This window comes from Micrococcus sp. FDAARGOS_333, assembly GCF_002206575.2.
In the GTDB taxonomy this organism is placed as follows: domain Bacteria; phylum Actinomycetota; class Actinomycetes; order Actinomycetales; family Micrococcaceae; genus Micrococcus; species Micrococcus lylae.
The window spans coordinates 596,032-611,177 of the sequence record NZ_NJFJ02000001.1 but is presented as its reverse complement, the minus strand read 5'-3'; the positions used below and the strand labels follow the sequence as shown (position 1 = coordinate 611,177).

Annotated in this window: 11 protein-coding genes and 1 riboswitch; of the genes, 2 read left to right on the top strand and 9 right to left on the bottom strand. The window is 71.5% G+C overall.

From position 1 onward, the window contains the following. Positions 1-60 precede the first annotated feature (60 nt). Positions 61-1,476, bottom strand: coding sequence for an LLM class flavin-dependent oxidoreductase (locus CEQ11_RS02840; protein WP_088477688.1), 1,416 nt, complete (start codon positions 1,474-1,476; stop codon positions 61-63). 580 nt (positions 1,477-2,056) lie between these two features. On the opposite strand from CEQ11_RS02840, the gene CEQ11_RS02835 reads away from it, so the two are divergent. Then, positions 2,057-3,457 (top strand): MFS transporter, encoded by a 1,401-nt coding sequence (locus tag CEQ11_RS02835; protein ID WP_088477687.1) that lies wholly within the window; start codon positions 2,057-2,059, stop codon positions 3,455-3,457. On the opposite strand, the gene CEQ11_RS02830 is transcribed toward CEQ11_RS02835, so the two are convergent. The 6 genes from CEQ11_RS02830 to CEQ11_RS02805 form a co-directional block, all read right to left on the bottom strand. Continuing rightward, the gene (locus tag CEQ11_RS02830; protein WP_067189253.1) at positions 3,421-4,677 is read right to left on the bottom strand and encodes an acyl-CoA dehydrogenase family protein; all 1,257 of its coding nucleotides are present in this window, start codon (positions 4,675-4,677) and stop codon (positions 3,421-3,423) included. The genes CEQ11_RS02835 and CEQ11_RS02830 overlap by 37 nt on opposite strands. Before the next feature lie 331 nt (positions 4,678-5,008). After that, positions 5,009-5,932 carry a MetQ/NlpA family ABC transporter substrate-binding protein gene (locus tag CEQ11_RS02825; RefSeq protein WP_088477686.1) on the bottom strand — a complete coding sequence of 308 codons (924 nt, stop codon included), beginning with the start codon at positions 5,930-5,932 and terminating at the stop codon, positions 5,009-5,011. Between the two features lie 5 nt (positions 5,933-5,937). Then, positions 5,938-6,612, bottom strand: a complete 675-nt coding sequence (locus CEQ11_RS02820) for a methionine ABC transporter permease (RefSeq protein WP_067189249.1) — start codon at positions 6,610-6,612, stop codon at positions 5,938-5,940. Further along, positions 6,605-7,417, bottom strand: a complete 813-nt coding sequence (locus CEQ11_RS02815) for a methionine ABC transporter ATP-binding protein (protein WP_067189247.1) — start codon at positions 7,415-7,417, stop codon at positions 6,605-6,607. The genes CEQ11_RS02820 and CEQ11_RS02815 overlap by 8 nt, the downstream gene beginning before the upstream one ends. Beyond that, positions 7,414-8,811 (bottom strand): LLM class flavin-dependent oxidoreductase, encoded by a 1,398-nt coding sequence (locus CEQ11_RS02810; RefSeq protein WP_088477685.1) that lies wholly within the window; start codon positions 8,809-8,811, stop codon positions 7,414-7,416. Before CEQ11_RS02810 ends, CEQ11_RS02815 begins: the two co-directional genes overlap by 4 nt. Further along, positions 8,808-10,214, bottom strand: coding sequence for an acyl-CoA dehydrogenase family protein (locus CEQ11_RS02805; RefSeq protein ID WP_088477684.1), 1,407 nt, complete (start codon positions 10,212-10,214; stop codon positions 8,808-8,810). Before CEQ11_RS02805 ends, CEQ11_RS02810 begins: the two co-directional genes overlap by 4 nt. An 11-nt stretch (positions 10,215-10,225) precedes the next feature. Then, a riboswitch (SAM riboswitch) is annotated at positions 10,226-10,330 on the bottom strand. Positions 10,331-10,629: 299 nt separating this feature from the next. Here CEQ11_RS02805 and CEQ11_RS02800 point away from each other — a divergent pair. Continuing rightward, complete coding sequence (locus tag CEQ11_RS02800; protein ID WP_087133681.1) at positions 10,630-12,822, top strand: AMP-binding protein; 2,193 nt, start codon at positions 10,630-10,632, stop codon at positions 12,820-12,822. 151 nt (positions 12,823-12,973) lie between these two features. Here the strand turns inward: CEQ11_RS02800 and CEQ11_RS02795 are convergent, their stop codons facing one another. Then, positions 12,974-13,699, bottom strand: a complete 726-nt coding sequence (locus CEQ11_RS02795) for a hypothetical protein (protein ID WP_067189243.1) — start codon at positions 13,697-13,699, stop codon at positions 12,974-12,976. Between the two features lie 336 nt (positions 13,700-14,035). Continuing rightward, positions 14,036-14,935, bottom strand: a complete 900-nt coding sequence (locus CEQ11_RS02790) for a siderophore-interacting protein (RefSeq protein ID WP_082739588.1) — start codon at positions 14,933-14,935, stop codon at positions 14,036-14,038. Between the last annotated feature and the right edge of the window lie 211 nt (positions 14,936-15,146).

Sequence of the window (15,146 nt, the reverse complement as noted above, 5' to 3'; positions counted from 1 at the left end):
GCCCGCCGGGGGCGAGGGTCCGTCGGGGGCGAGGGGCCGTCGTCGGGAAGAAGGCCCGGATCAGCCCAGGGTGACCTGCGCGGCCCGGTGGGTCGGCTTCACCCGGTCTCCGGCGCCGAAGAGCTTGTGGCGCAGCGTGCCGTCCGTGTACGCGGTCTTGTAGCGGCCGAGTCTCTGCAGCTGAGGCACCACGAACTCCACGATGTCCTCGAAGGTGCCGGGGGTGATGTGGTAGGCGAGGTTGAAGCCGTCCACGTCCGTCTCATCGGCCCAGTCGGCGAGCTGACGGGCCGCGGACTCACCGCCGCCCACGATCACGGGACCGAAGCCGCCGATGCCCACCCACTCGGCGAGCTTGCGCACCGTCCACTCCTCGTCCGTGCCGGAGGCCTTCTGGAAGGTCTCCACGGTGGACTGGATGGCGTTCGACTCCACGTCTCCGATCGGCTCGTCCAGCTCGTACCGGGACAGGTCGATGCCCATCCAGCCGGACATCAGCACGAGGCCGCCCAGCGGGTCCACGTACTGTGCCAGGTCGTCGTACTTGGCCCGCGCGTCCTCGTCGGTGGCGCCGGTGACCACGGTCTGCATCGCGAAGATCTTCACGTCGTACGGGTCGCGGCCGGCCTCCGCCACCGCCTGGCGGATCTTCTTCACAGTGGCCGCCGCCAGCTCCTTCGTGGGGGAGTTGATGAACACGGCCTCGGCGTGCTTGCCGGCGAAGGCGCGGCCGCGTGTGGAGGCGCCGGCCTGGTAGATCACGGGGGTGCGCTGCACGGACGGCTCGGTGACGGCGTGGCCGGGGACCTTGAACCACGTGCCCTCGTGGGCGATGTCGTGGACCTTGGCCGGGTCCGCGAACACACCGGAGGCCTTGTCATAGACGACGGCGTCCTCCTCCCAGGACTTCTCGAGCAGCTTGTACACGACGTCGAGGTACTCATCCGCGTGGTCGTACCGTTCGTCGTGCTCCATCTGGTCGTCCTGGCCCATGTTCTGGGCGGCGGAGGGCAGGTAGCCGGTGACCACGTTCCAGCCCACACGGCCGCCCGTGAGGTGGTCGAGCGTGGCGAGGCGGCGTGCGAACGGGTAGGGGTGCTCATAGGCGGTGCCGGCGGTGACGCCGAAGCCGAGGTGCTCGGTGACCGCGGCCATCGCGGAGACGAGCAGGAACGGATCGTTCACGGGGGTCTGCGCCCCGGTCCTGACGGCGGCCTCGGAGGTGCCGCCGTACACGGAGTACGGGCCGAGGACGTCGGCGATGAACAGCCCGTCGAACAGGCCCTTCTCCAGCGTCTGCGCCAGGTGCGTCCAGTAGCCGAGGGTGTTGTAGTCCCGGGCGCGGTCCTCCGGGTGCCGCCACAGCCCGGGCGACTGGTGGGCCACGCAGTTCATGTCGAACGCGTTGAAGAGGATCTCGCGGTTCGTGTCCGGACCGGCGGATGCTGCGGCTCCGGCCTTCTCGGCAGTGCTCATGGGGTGCTCCTTCAGCGCTTCTGGTGCGGGAACCGGCCTCGGCGGGGTGCGCGAGTCCGGGCGGCTGGGACCATGCAACGCCTCCGCCGGTGAGCGGCGGTAGTCGGCCGCCGCAGAGGCTTCACGACGGCGGCGCCGTCGCCTCGCGCATGTCCGGCACCGGGTTCGTGACGTCGCCGTCGGGCCGAACCAGGGGGCCATCGCGCCGAACCAGAGGAAGTGGTCACTTCGGCATGCCGCGAAGGGACCGATGTTTCTGGCTCGGCGACGGCGTCGGGCCGAACCAGGGGGGGCCATCGCGCCGAACCAGAGGAAGTGGTCACTTCGGCATGCCGCGAAGGGACCGAAGTCTCTGGCTCGGCGACGGCGGCGGGCCGAACCAGAGGAAGTGGTCACTTCGGCATGCCGCGAAGGGACCGAAGTCTCTGGCTCGACGACGGCGGCGAGCCGGAAGCGCAGTCCGGTAGGGTGACGGCCATGTTCCATGTGATGAAGCTCCACGCCTGATCCGACGCGATCGCACCCCCTCGCCCCGTGCGAGGGGTCTTGACCGTGTCCGGATCCCATAGAGAGCTCTTCCATGAACACCCCTCCCCTGCCGGGGCCGCATCCTGCCCCTGCTCATCACTCTGGCGGGCGTGCCGCCGCCGACCTCGGAACTCGCCGCAGACTTCTGGCCTCCAACGGCCTCGATGCCGCCGGCGTGCAGCTGCTGGACACTGTGCTGGCGGTCGTCGTGGTCACCTCGCTCGGCTTCGGCGCAGCCGAACTCGGCCTGCTGAACGCCCTCAGCTCACTGTCCTTCGTGCTGCTCGCCGTGCCGATCGGCGCCGCCACCGACGCCTGGGGACCGGCCCGCATGCTCGTCGCCTCACTGGCGACGAAGACCGTGCTGGCCGGGACCATGCTCGGCCTCTACGTGAGCGGGGTGCTGTCCACAGCGGCGGTGCTGGTGCTGGCCACGCTGCTGGGCGTCTGCACGGTGGCGAGCGAGAATGCGCAGACTGCGGTGGTCCCGCAGGTGACCGGCCGGGATCAGGTGTCCGCCCTCGTCTCGCGGATGGCGGCCGCAGACGCTGTCGCCGGGATCGTGGCACCGGGCGGCGCAGGTCTCCTGCTCGCCCTGTCCGCTCCGGGGGTGCCGTGGGGCGTGGCTGTCGGGCTCTTCGTCCTCGCCCTGGTCGGGGTCCGTGCGCTGGTGCGCAGAGTCAGCAGTGTCGGCCGCCAGGACGCGGACGGCGGGGCGGACGACGTGGTCGCCACAGATGCAGACGCCGACGTCGAGACCGGTGACGGACCAGACACCGACGGCCAGGGTCTGCGCGAGGGCTGCACACCAGAAGCACCGAGGCCCGGCCTGCTGCACGGATTCCGGATCATCGCCGGGAACCGCCTGCTGCTGGCGACCACTCTGCTCGTCACCGCCGGCAACATCGGCCTGGCGATCGGGGACACGGTGGAGCCGCTGCTGGTGCTGCGGCACCTGGACCTCGGGCCGGCGTTCTTCGGCCTGCTGGGCACGGTGGCCGCCGTCTCGGCGCTGGCGGCGAGCGCCGTGGCCTCACGGATCACCGAGGCAGTGGCACCGCGGAGGCTGTTCGCGTTCGGGGCGCTGGTCCAGGCCGGGGTGGCCACACTGCCGCTGGCCGCGTATCTGCGTCCGGAGGCCGGGAGCGTGCTCATGGCTCTCTTCGCCGCCCTGTGGGCCCTCACCCTGACGGTGACCAACGTGGCCGGGGCCGCCTTTGCGGCACAGACGGTGCCCCCGGCATCCCTCGGCCGCACCTCCGCTGCACGGCGCATGGTGACCATGGGGTGCGTGCCCGTGGCCGCCCTCGGCGGAGGGCTGCTGGGCGAGCTCGCCGGCCTGGCCGCTCCCCTGGTGCTCTGGCCGGCGCTGGCACTGATCGCGGCGGCGGCCTTCTTCCTGCTGACCCGCCCGCCTCAGCGTTCGTCCGGCACGTCCCCGGCGGAGGTGTAGGCGATCGGCACGGTGCCGTTGACCAGGTGGTCTCCGGCGATCCGGACCTTGAAGGAGGCCGGGTCATGGGTGGCGATGGTGCGGGCATTGCGCCAGTGGCGGTCCAGCTGCAGGACAGTGGACGTCGACGACGCTCCGAGGGTGTCGAAGATGTGCGTGCAGACATCGAGCACGAACTGCGGCACCACCGCCTGGGCACGGTAGGCGGCGATCATGGCGTCGTCCCAGGCGGAGGCGAGGCTGCCGTCGTCGTGGTTCCCGCCCGCCTCCAGGCCGGCGGCGACGTCCATGGCCCGGCCCACCACGCGGACCATCTCCTCGGCGGCCGAGACCTGCCCGGCCATGCGCCCGACGATCTCCAGCAGCTGCGGGTCCTGCTGCGGGCGCTCGGCGGTGCCGGTGTTGAAGGTGCGACGGCGCCGGCGCAGCAGGTCCACGCCCTCGGCGAGCGCGGCCCGGGCGACGCCCACCTGCAGCGCCAGCAGGGATGCCTCCTCCAGCACCGGGACCGGGCCGTGGGGGCGCGGGATCTCCAGCAGGTCCTCGGCGGCGGCGCCGTCCAGCAGCACCGAGCCGGTGGCGGTCATGCGCTGGCCGAAGCCGTCCCAGTCGTCCTTGATGCGCACCCGTGGCTGGCGGACGCGGACCACGGCCACGGCACGCTCGGGCTCCCGGACCACGCCGCCGGCGCGCTTGGAGTTGCGGCGGGACACCAGGTCCGCACCCTCCATGCCGACCGTGACGATGGTCCACGTGGCGAAGGCGGTGCCCGTGGCGTAGTACTTCTCACCCGTGACCACCCAGGTGCCGCCCTCGTCCTTCGTGGCGGTGGTGGCGGCCTTCCCCGGGGCGGCGCCGGAGCGCTCGGCGAGCGCGGAGCCGCCCCACTCTCCGGAGGCCAGGTGCCTGAGCCAGCGGCGTCGGGTCCTCGCAGGCTGGTCGTCCACGGCGGCCACGAACACCAGGTGCGAGCGCCACAGATGGGCGGTGTTCACGTCCTGGGCGGCCAGGTCCATGAGCAGGCGCAGCACGTCCTCGTGCCCTGCCCCCTCGCCGCCGGCCTCCGCGGCGACGGAGACCATCCCGAGCCCAGCCTCCCGCAGCTGCTGCTGCACCGCGAACGGCAGGTGCCGGCCGGCCTCACGCGCCCGGTCGCCCTTCCCCACCGCGGCGAAGAGGTCGGCGAAGCGGTCGGCGAGGTCGGTGTAGGTGCTGCTCATGGCATCCATGCTGACACGACGACGGCCGCTCGGGCGGGGTGCGCACCGTGCGTCTCACGGTGCGCACCGAAAGCCCCTCCCCTCGATCCGTTCCGGAGCGCTTCTGGCGTGCTCCGGAACGGATCGAGCACCCCGGATTCGCGGGTCCCCGAGAAGACAGCGCCCTCGATCCGAAGGAGAGTACGCGGCGCGGTCTCCGCTTCGGATCGAAGGCGCTGGGTCCGAAGGCGCTGGGTCCGAAGGCGCTGGGGTCCAGGGTCTCGGGGCGGGCGTTCGGCGCGGGCGTCCGGACCGCTCGGGCAGGTCGCGGTCCTTGGGACGCCCACCGGGCTCACACCTGCGCGTAGTCCTTCTCGGCGTCGGCGTCCCACGGCAGGGGCAGGGTCCCGCCCTGGTAGCCCGCGAACCACTGCCGCACCTCCGCCGACTGGTAGGCCTCGCGCAGCATCCGCGCCGCCTCGGTCCCCGCGAACTCGGGCCTCGCCCCCACGAGGATCCGGAACGGCCGCTCCGATTCGCCGTCCTCGAAGACGAGCGCGTCCTCGCGCGTCAGCCCCAACACAGCGGCGTTGCGCAGCGAGAGGAACCCGAGGTCCACGTCCTGGCGCGTGTTGAGCAACGCCTGCTGGTCGAGCTCAACGAGCCGCAGGTTCCGAGGGTTCTGTGCGATCAACGACTGCGAGACCTCGATGACGGACTCCGGCTCCCGCCGAAGGGTGATCAGCCCGGCCTCCCGCAGCAGCAGGATCGCCCGGCCGTTGTTCGACGGGTCCACAGGCAGTGCCACAGTCGCCCCCTCGGGGATGTCCTCGATGCTCGCGTGCCTGTCCGAGTAGAGCCCGCCCGGCAGTGCGTACACGTAGAACAGCGGGACCACGGACGTGTCGTAGTCCTTGTTGAACTGCTTCAGGTAGGCCACATGCTGGAAGAAGTTCACGTCGAAAGCACCCTCGTCCACGGCCTGGTTCGGCTGGATGATGTCCGTGACGTAGGTCGGCTTGAGCTCCCACCCCTGTGCCGCGAGCAGCTTCTGGGCGATCTTTGTGGGCTCCTGGTAGGGCTCGGACTCGGTCACGATGATCCGCAGCGTGCGGTCCGCCGGGTCCCGGGGCGGCACGGTGCCCGTCGTCCCGGAGACCATCTCGACGGCACCGCAGCCGCTCAGGACTCCACCGGCGCCGATCCCGCCGACCACCAGCGCACCGGTCCTGAGCAGACCGCGGCGGGTGACCGGCGTCGTGCTGTGATGCGCCATGCCCCTCACCTCCGCTTGTCCAGGGCACGGGCCCAGCGGGCACCGCCGGTCTGCACCACGGCCACCAGGGCGATCATCAGCACGATCGCCACCACCATCAGGGGCAGCTCGTAGCGGTAGTAGCCGTAGCGGATGGCGAAGTCGCCGATCCCGCCGCCGCCCACCAGCCCGGCCATGGCCGAGTAGGAGATGAAGGAGACGGTCATGATCGTGGCGGAGCCGACGATCGCGGGCTTCGCGTCCACGAGGAGGACGTCGCGGATGATCTGACCGCGTGTGGCTCCCATGGCCCGAGCCGCCTCGACCACGCCGGGGTCGAGCTGGCCGAGATTCTGCTCCACGAAGCGCGCGAAGTACGGGATCGCGTTGATGGTCAGCGGCACGATCACCGCGGCCGTGCCGATCGTGGTGCCGACCACGAACCGGGTGAACGGGATGATCGCGATCAGCAGGATCAGGAACGGGAAGGAACGGACCACGTTCACGATCGCGTCGACGATCCGGTGGATCCGGGGCGTGTGCTGCAGGCCGCGCGGACCGTGGGTGTGCAGCCAGATCCCCAGCGGGGTGCCGAGCCCAACCGCGATCGGGATGGCGATCAGCAGCATCAGCACGGTCTGCCAGAGCGAGGTCGCCAGCTCGGGGCCGACCTCCACGAGGCGGTCGAGGAACTCAGCCATGGTGGGCCTCCTCACCGGGTGTGACCCCGGCACCGACAGGGGTCCGACGACGGTCCAGGACGATCTCGTCGGCCACGAGGTGGGCGCCGATCGCCGTCGCCGGAGTGAACGTGCCGGCCTCCAGCTCGGCGAGCGCGAACCGCTCCACGATTCGCCCGGCCTCCATGACGGCCACATGGTCGGCCAGGGCCCGCACCACGTTCATCTCATGCGTGACGATCACGGTAGTGATGCCCAGGTCCCGGTTGATGTCCGCGAGGTACTGCAGCACGGAGGTGGTGGTGCGGGGATCGACGGCGGAGGTCGGTTCGTCACACAGCAGCACGGCCGGCTCGGTGGCCAGCGCCCGGGCGATCGCCACCCGCTGCTTCTGCCCGCCGGAGAGGGCCGCCGGGTAGGAATCGGCCTTGTCCGCCAAGTCCACGATCGCCAGTGCCTCCAGGGCACGACGACGACGCTCGGTCCCGGCGACGCCCGCGAACTTCAGGGACAGCTCGACGTTCTTGGCGGCGGTCAGGTTGTTGACCAGGTTGAAGTTCTGGAACACCATCCCGATGCCGTGCCGGGCCCGGCGCAGCTCCTCCACGGAGAGCTCGGTCAGATCGGTGCCGCCGACGACCACCTGCCCGGACGTGGGCCTCTCGAGGAGGTTGATGTTGCGCAGCAGCGTGGACTTGCCCGCCCCCGAGAATCCGATGATCCCCTGGATGCTGCCGGCCGGAATCTCGAGGTGCGCCCCGTCCACGGCGGTGTACGGACCGGTGGGGGTGCTGAAGACGGTGGTGACGTCGCGCAGGGTGATCATGAAGAGACCTCCTTGACGGTGGTGTCGGTGCCATGGCGGAACCCTGCCCCGCGTTGATCCTCGGGAAGCCGGGGGCCGGCACCGGTGAGGTTCTCCCGCAGGGTGCGGCCGGCAGCGGGCTCGGCGAGCACACCACGGCGGCGCAGCTCCGGGGTGACCAGGTCGGCGAACCGTTCGAGGTCGGCCGGGCGGACCGCGGCGCAGACGTTGAACCCGTCCACCCCGGTCTCGGCCTGCCAGCGCTGCAGCTCGTCCGCCACGGTCTGCGGCGAGCCCACGATCACCGGGCCGCGGCCACCGATGCTCACGAACTCCGCGACCTGCCGCACCGTCCACTCACGGTCCGGGGACTGGGTGGTGAAGGCCGCCAGGGCCGTCCGCGAGGTCTCGTTCTCCACATGCTCCAGCGGGGCGTCCGGGTCCAGGCCGGACAGGTCCACGCCCGTCCAGCCGCCGAAGAGCGCGAGCGCCCCCTCGACGTCCACGTACCGGCGGTAGTCCTCAAGCCGCTGCCGGGCTTGCTCGTCCGTCTCGTCCACCACCACCGTGACCATGGCGAACACCTGGATGGCGTCCGCGGGCCGTCCGGCCTCGGCGAGCTCGGCGCGGGTCTGCTCCACGAACCGGCGCACATGCGACGTGGTGGGGCCGATGTAGAAGACGGCCTCGGCGTGCTCCTGGGCGAAGCGCCGTCCGCGCGGGGAGCCGCCGGCCTGGAACAGGAACGGGGTGCCCTGCGGGCCGGGGTGGGCAAGGGTGACGCCGGGGAGCTTCACGTGGGGGCCGTCGGCCCCGACCGGGTGGACCCTGGCGGGGTCGGCGAAGACGCCGGCGTCCGCGTCAGCGAGGATCGCGCCGGGCTCCACGGATCCCTCGAACTGGCGGTAGATCGCGTCCAGGTACTCGTCGGCGCGGTCGTAGCGCTCGTCGTGTGGGATCTGCTCCTGGAGGCCGAGGTTCCGCGCGGCGGAGTCCTGGTAGCTGGTGACGATGTTCCAGCCGATCCGGCCGTGCGTGAAGTGGTCCAGCGAGGCCAGGGTGCGGGCCAGCAGATAGGGCTGCTCGTAGGTGACCGAGGCGGTGACGCCGAAGCCCACTCGGTCCGTCGCCGCGGCCATGGCGGAGACCGCGGTGAACGGGTCCAGCAGCGGCCACTGCACGCCGCCGCGGACGGTGGCCTCCACGCCTGCGCCGTAGACGTCGTAGAGGCCGAGGATGTCCGCGAGGAAGATCGCGGAGAAGCCGCCGTCCTCCGCCGTGCGGGCGAGGTCGGCCCAGTAGGAGAGCCTGTCGAACTCCGCGATGCGGGAGTCCGGGTGGCGCCACAGCCCCGGAGACTGATGCACCGGTGTCATCATCTCGAAGGCGCAGAGGCGGAACGAGGCGGTGCTCATCGTGCCCCTCCCTTCGGCGCAGTGCCCACCGCCGGGCCGGCCTCGGCCCCGGACGCCGACGGGGCGCCGCCCTGCTCGGAGTGCTTCGGCGCGCCGGCGGCGTCGCCGATGGCGTTCAGCCCCTCGGGCAGGGTGCCGTTGACGAACCAGTCGCCCACAGAGCGGGCACGGAACGGGATGGGGTTGTGGGTGGCCACGGTCTGGGCGTTGCGCCAGAACCGGTCGAGGGCCTTGCCGGAGCGGGTGTTGGAGGCGCCGCCGGCGTGGAACAGCTCGGAGGCGGCACGGATCGCGGCCTCGGGGACGGTCACCTGGGCCTGTTCCACGGCCAGCTCGGCCGCGTAGACCTCCAGGGCCAGGTCCTCGCCCTCGGCGGCGGCGTCGACCGCGGCGATGGCCGGGTCCAGGGCGTCGGCGGCGTGCAGCACGGCGGCGGTCGCGGAGAAGGCGGTGGCGGCGATCCGTCCGACGGCCTCCTGGATCAGCGGGTCGTCGCGGTAGAGCGCGCCGGAGCCGGTGTTGAAGGTGCGGGTGCGGGCGCGCACCAGCTCGGCGGCGGTGTCCCGGGCGCCGGTGGCGATGCCGGCCAGGACCGCCAGCAGGAACTGCTGGAAGTAGGCGGCCTCGATCACGGCCTCGGCCGTGCCGGCCTGACGGTCGAAGAGGTCGGCGCCGTCCACGGGGACGGACGTGAACACGGCGGTGCCGGTGGCGGTGAGGCGCTGCCCGAAGCCGTCCCAGTCGTCGTAGAGCTCGACGCCCTCGTGATCGACGGGCACCACGGCGAAGCAGCGGCCCGGCGTCGTCCTGCCGTCGTCGTCCGTGATGGCCGCGGAGACCCGGGTGTGGGTGGAGAACAGGGACGCGGTGGCGTAGCCCTTGCGCCCGGTGAGGACCGCGCCGCCGCCCGGACGGGGCTCGAGCCGGGTGTTGAGGGTGCCCAGTGCGTTGCCCGAGGTCTCCGTGGATGCGTTGCCCACGGTGGCTCCCTCGAGGATCAACCGGTACCAGCGCTCCTGCTGGGCGGACGATTTGTGGCGCAGGGACTCCAGGAACCCGTAGTGGGAGCGGTACTGGTGGGCCACGTTCGAGTCGGCGGCCGCCAGCTCCACCAGCAGGGCGGTCAGCGTGCGCACGCTCACCTCCGGTCCCCCGTGGGACCGGGGAACGCGCAGGGTGGCGAAGCCGGCGGCGTTGAGCTCGCGGATCTGCTCGTACGGCAGGGCGCGGTTCACGTCCCGCTCGGCGGCGCCGGCGGCGATGCGCTCGAAGATCGGGGCGAACCGCTGCCGCAGTCGAGCGAGGTCGTCGGTGTCCGGGACGTCCGGGGTGACGGCCAGCGGCGGACGGGTGGGGACCGCGTTCACGGTCGGGTCGTGGGGTGCGGTGAGGGGCGCGGACATGCGCGGGCTCCTTTCCATCGGTCCCGGCGGTAGCACCGTCCCGACCCTGCCGGGCAGGGATGAGGGGGTTGCTGCGGCGTCGTCGATCCGGATCTCTCGGCCGCTCTGGATGGGTCGGCCACAGCACAGCACGGCCCCGCCCGGCCACGGAAGGCAGCCGCCTCACGTCCGTCATGGACACCCTCGCCGGACGGGCGTCGCCCGTCGGCGCCGCCCAGATGACCTGGCGCAACGCGTCCACGCCCACCAGCCGGACCGGCACCGCGTCTGCGGCACACCGCGGGCCTACCGTGGATGCGCACACCATCCGGAGCGGCACCAGAGACCTGGCTCTTCGACGCCGCAGCAACCCGGGTCCGCCGCCTCCCCGCGGGCTGCGGGTGCTCCCGCCAGGACCGATGGAAGGAGACACCCCATGCCCGTGTCCGCAGCCGGCACCGCCGCGGCCGTCGCCGAGACGGCCCTCCCCGCGCCGGATCCCGTCCGCGGCCCGAACGACGGCGTCCCCGCCGCCGCCCTGGCCACGCTGCCCGGTCCGCTGCCGCAGTCCCTGGTGGACGCAGCGGACCCGGACGTCCACCCGGGACGGCCCGCGGGACGGGCCCATGGAGGTCGGGGCGACGGCGCCGTCGTCGCCGAATCCGACCGACTCGCCCTCTGGGAGGCGGTGGGCCGCCGGCTGACCTGGGACACGGACTTCACCCAGGTGACGGACACGGTCCCCACGGACGCGGCCGCCGGGGCCGCCCCGCAGATCCGCTGGTACGCGGACGGGCGGCTCAACGTGGCGTACAACTGCGTGGACCGGCACGTGGAGGCCGGGCGTGGGGAGAAGGTGGCGCTGTACTTCGAGGGCGAGCCCGGGGACCGCCGGGCGGTGACCTACGCGCAGCTGCAGCGCGAGGTCGCCCAGGCCGCGAACGCCCTCGAGGAGCTGGGCATCGAGGCGGGCGACCGCGTCGTCGTGTACCTGCCCGTGCTCGTGGAGACGATCGTCATCACGCTGGCGTGCGCGCGGATCGGCGCCGTGCACTCGCTCGTGTTCGGCGGGTTCTCGGCGGAGGCGCTGCGGTTCCGCGTCGAGGACACCGGGGCGAAGCTGCTGGTCACCACGGACGGCCAGTTCCGCCGGGGCACGGCCGTGCCGGTGAAGGCCAACGCGGACGAGGCCGTGTCCGGGGACAACGCGATCGAGCACGTCCTCGTCCTGGACCGCACCGGCCACCGGGACATCCCGTGGACCGAGGGCCGGGACCTGTGGTGGCACGACGTCGTGGACCGCCAGCCGGACGTCCACACCCGGCGCGCCTTCGACGCGGAGCACCCGCTGTTCATCATGTACACCTCCGGCACCACGGGGCAGCCGAAGGGGCTCGTGCACACCTCCGGCGGGTACCTCGCCGCGGCCTCGTGGACGCACGACTTCCTGTTCTCCCACCCGGACCCGGCACGGCGCGACGACGACGTCCACTGGTGCACCGCGGACCTGGCCTGGGTCACCGCCCACACCTATGAGATCTACGGGCCGCTGAGCAACGGCGTCACCCAGGTCATCTACGAGGGCGTGCCGAACGCCCCGCACCCGGGCCGGCACTTCGAGGTCATCCAGCGCTACGGGGTGACCAGCTACTACACGGCTCCCACACTGATCCGATCGCTGATGGGCTGGCACCCGGACGGCGTGCCCGCGGAGTACGACCTGTCCTCGATCCGCCTGATCGGCACCGTCGGCGAGGCGGTGAACCCGGAGGCCTGGGTGTGGGCGCGCACGCAGATCGGCCGGGACGCGCTGGACCGGCTGGACGGTCAGGCCGCCGCGGCGGGTAGGGCGCCGGTGCCCCGCGACGGCGCCGTGGGCGTGCCGATGGTGGACACCTGGTGGCAGTCCGAGACCGGCTCCACCGTGCTCTCCCCGCGCCCGACCGACACCGTCTTCAAGCCCGGCTGCGGATCCCGCCCGCTGCCGGGTGTGGACGTGGACGTGGTGGACGACGACGGCACCTCAGTCGGCGCCCACCTGCAGGGGAAGATCGTGGTCACCCGGACCTCCCCGTCCATGGCCCGCACCGTATGGGGGAACCCGCAGCGGTTCTACGACTCCTACTGGGCCGACTACGCGCGGCAGGGCTGGTTCCTCGCCGGGGACGGCGCCAAGCGGGACGATGACTCGGACGTGTGGATCCTCGGGCGCATCGACGACGTCATCAACGTCTCCGGGCACCGACTGTCCACCATCGAGATCGAGTCGGCGCTGGTGGCACACCCGGAGGTGATCGAGGCCGGGGTGTGCCCGGTCCCGGATCCGAAGACCGGGCATGCGGCGGTGGCCTTCGTGGTGGCGCACGAGCGGTTCGCCGTGGCCGGCCGCCCGGAGGAGACCGCAGAGCAGGCCGAGCAGCTGCGGCGGCACGTGGCGCGGGTGATCGGCCCGGTGGCGAAGCCGGCGCACGTGGTGTTCGTGCCGGACGTGCCGAAGACCCGGTCCGGCAAGATCATGCGGAGACTGCTCACGCAGCTGTTCACCGGTGACGCCCTCGGGGACACCACGAGCCTGCAGAACGAGCCGTGCGTGGCGGAGATAGAGAAGGCGGTCGCCGCCCGCCGGTGAGGTTCTGACGACTCCCGCCCCCGCCCCAGACGTTTTCGCTCGCGAAACGGGAGGCGTCGCCTCCCGTTTCGCGAGCGAAAACGAGTGGGGAGTCCGGCGGGGCGCCGGAGACAGGCGCCGGAAACGTCCGGCCTCCCCTCACGGGTGGGTGTCAGGGGTTCATGAGATCGGACTGGTCGACGACCTCGTCCTCTGCCGGCGCCTCCGGAGCCTCCACCTCGTTCCAGTCGGTGAACGTCACGACGGCTTCCTGGCCGCCGTCCTCGGTCTTCGTGCCCTCCACCCGGAACAGCGTGTTGTCATCACGGTCCACGTAGTAGACGTCCCCGGCGTCCTCGCTCTCAAGGAGATCCTCAGGGATCACGTACTTGTCGTACTTCTCACCGTCGATCTCGACCTCTTCGGCCTCGATGTCGTGGCCGTCGAAGTGATCGCTCTTCGGCATGTCCTCCACCATCTGGTCCACCAAGGAGGACATCGCGAACTCGCCCATGCCCTCGGCCTCCGAGGCGGACATCTTGAGCCACTTGTCGCCGAGCATCTCGGTGAAGGCATTGTCCTCGCCGTCGGACTTCACCTTCAGGTACGCATCCCCGTCCAGCCTCATGACCTCCATGTTCACGGGGTCTCCGCCCATGGGGATGTTCATGGTGCCCTTCATGTGGGAGTCGTCCGTGGCGCCGGCCAGGTCGACGGTGCCCGTGCTGTCGTCCTCCTCACCGGTAGCCTCCATGTTGATACGCAGGCTCTCGGCCTCCTCGAAGTTCTTGCGAACCTCCGGCCAGGCCTCATCCAGGGTGGGCGCGGAGCCGCAGGCGGTGAGCAGCAGGCTACCGGCGGCGAACATGCCGGCGGCGATGGACACACGGTTCTTCATGGTCGGTCCCCTCGTCAATGATCGTGGAGGAAGGCCGGACGCCCGCCTCCGAACTCTATGCTCCCCCATAAAATCACAACGGATTCCACCCGCGTCCACCCCTGACGAACGTGGACCGGCACCGTGGCCGGACGCCTCCACCCTTCCCCGGCCAGACGCCCCCACCCCTCCCCGCAGCGTCTTCGCTAGTGAAGTGGGAGGCGCCCCCTTCCCGTTTCACGAGCGAAAACGCCAGGGGTGGGCGGAGGGGAGAAACGCCAGGGGTGGGCGGAGCGGAGAAACGCCAGGGATGGGGGCGTGAGACCAGGGATGGGGACGGGAGAACGGGGCAGCGGGTCAGTCGTCGTCGAAGATCTTGCCGATCGGCTCGCGCTTCTCCGCCTGGAACGCCTCCTCCGCACGGCCGTGGGCCCAGTATGCGGAGACGGACAGTTGCCTGCGGTCCAGCCCACGCACGTCGGTCAGGTGCCTCCGGGCCCGCTTCACCTGCTCGCGCTCACCGTGGACGAACGCCTGCACGCGGCCCGGCCCGAACTCGAGCTCCTCGAGCGCGTCCACCCAGAGCGCGGTCTGCGGGCTGAAGTCCCCGCCGCGGTGCAGCCAGCGGACCTGGACTCCCTCCGGCGCGGCGAACTCCTGCTCGTCCTGCTCTCCGGACACCTCGATCAGTGCCACGCCCCGCGCCTGCGGCAGCCGTGCGGCCATGTCCTCGCACGCGGCGGCCAGAGCCGGCAGTGCCGCCTCGTCGCCGGCGAGCACATGCCAGTCCGCGTCCTCGTCCGGCCGGTAGGCGCCGCCGGGCCCGAAGAACGCGACCTTCTCCCCCGGCTTCGCCTGCGCAGCCCACGGGCCGGCCAGGCCCTCGTCCCCGTGCACCACGAAGTCCACGGCCACCGTCTGCGCCCGTGCATCCACCGCGCGGACGGTGTAGGTCCGGCGCACGGGCATCTGCTCGGGGGCCAGCCGCTCCCGCAGCACGTCCATGTCATAGGGCGGTTCCAACCTGAGCGCGGGATCGGCGAACAGCAGCTTGATGTACTGGTCGGTCGCCCTCTTCGCGGCCCAGCGCTCGTGGAACGCGGCGAACCCGTCGCCGCCGAGCACCACGCGCACCATGTGGGGGGTCAGTTGCTCGGTGCGGACCACCTCCAGCACCGTCTGCGGTCGCGGCGGACGGCCGCCCCCGGCGGGGGCGGCGGTCGAGGCGGAGTTGCGGGCGCCGTCGTCGTTCTTCACGGAAAGCTGCCTCCAGGGGATCGGCGGGGAATACGAAACGTCTGTCTCACCTTATCCACTGTGCGGCCGAACGGACACCAGGCGGCGGTGCCCCACTAAGATCCTCGGAGGCTTTCAACCGCCCACTGTGAACCACCGGGAAGGGAAACAGACCATGACCGCTCGGACCGGACTCGTGCGCGCCTGGAATGCCGGCGGCGCCCCCGGCGAG

Coding starts and splice junctions, on each gene's coding strand:
- CEQ11_RS02830 (WP_067189253.1), bottom strand. CDS start 4,677: ATGAGCAGCACCTACACCGACCTCGCCGACCGCTTCGCCGACCTCTTC.
- CEQ11_RS02840 (WP_088477688.1), bottom strand. CDS start 1,476: ATGAGCACTGCCGAGAAGGCCGGAGCCGCAGCATCCGCCGGTCCGGAC.
- CEQ11_RS02810 (WP_088477685.1), bottom strand. CDS start 8,811: ATGAGCACCGCCTCGTTCCGCCTCTGCGCCTTCGAGATGATGACACCG.
- CEQ11_RS02825 (WP_088477686.1), bottom strand. CDS start 5,932: ATGGCGCATCACAGCACGACGCCGGTCACCCGCCGCGGTCTGCTCAGG.
- CEQ11_RS02805 (WP_088477684.1), bottom strand. CDS start 10,214: ATGTCCGCGCCCCTCACCGCACCCCACGACCCGACCGTGAACGCGGTC.
- CEQ11_RS02820 (WP_067189249.1), bottom strand. CDS start 6,612: ATGGCTGAGTTCCTCGACCGCCTCGTGGAGGTCGGCCCCGAGCTGGCG.
- CEQ11_RS02800 (WP_087133681.1), top strand. CDS start 10,630: ATGCCCGTGTCCGCAGCCGGCACCGCCGCGGCCGTCGCCGAGACGGCC.
- CEQ11_RS02815 (WP_067189247.1), bottom strand. CDS start 7,417: ATGATCACCCTGCGCGACGTCACCACCGTCTTCAGCACCCCCACCGGT.
- CEQ11_RS02795 (WP_067189243.1), bottom strand. CDS start 13,699: ATGAAGAACCGTGTGTCCATCGCCGCCGGCATGTTCGCCGCCGGTAGC.
- CEQ11_RS02835 (WP_088477687.1), top strand. CDS start 2,057: ATGAACACCCCTCCCCTGCCGGGGCCGCATCCTGCCCCTGCTCATCAC.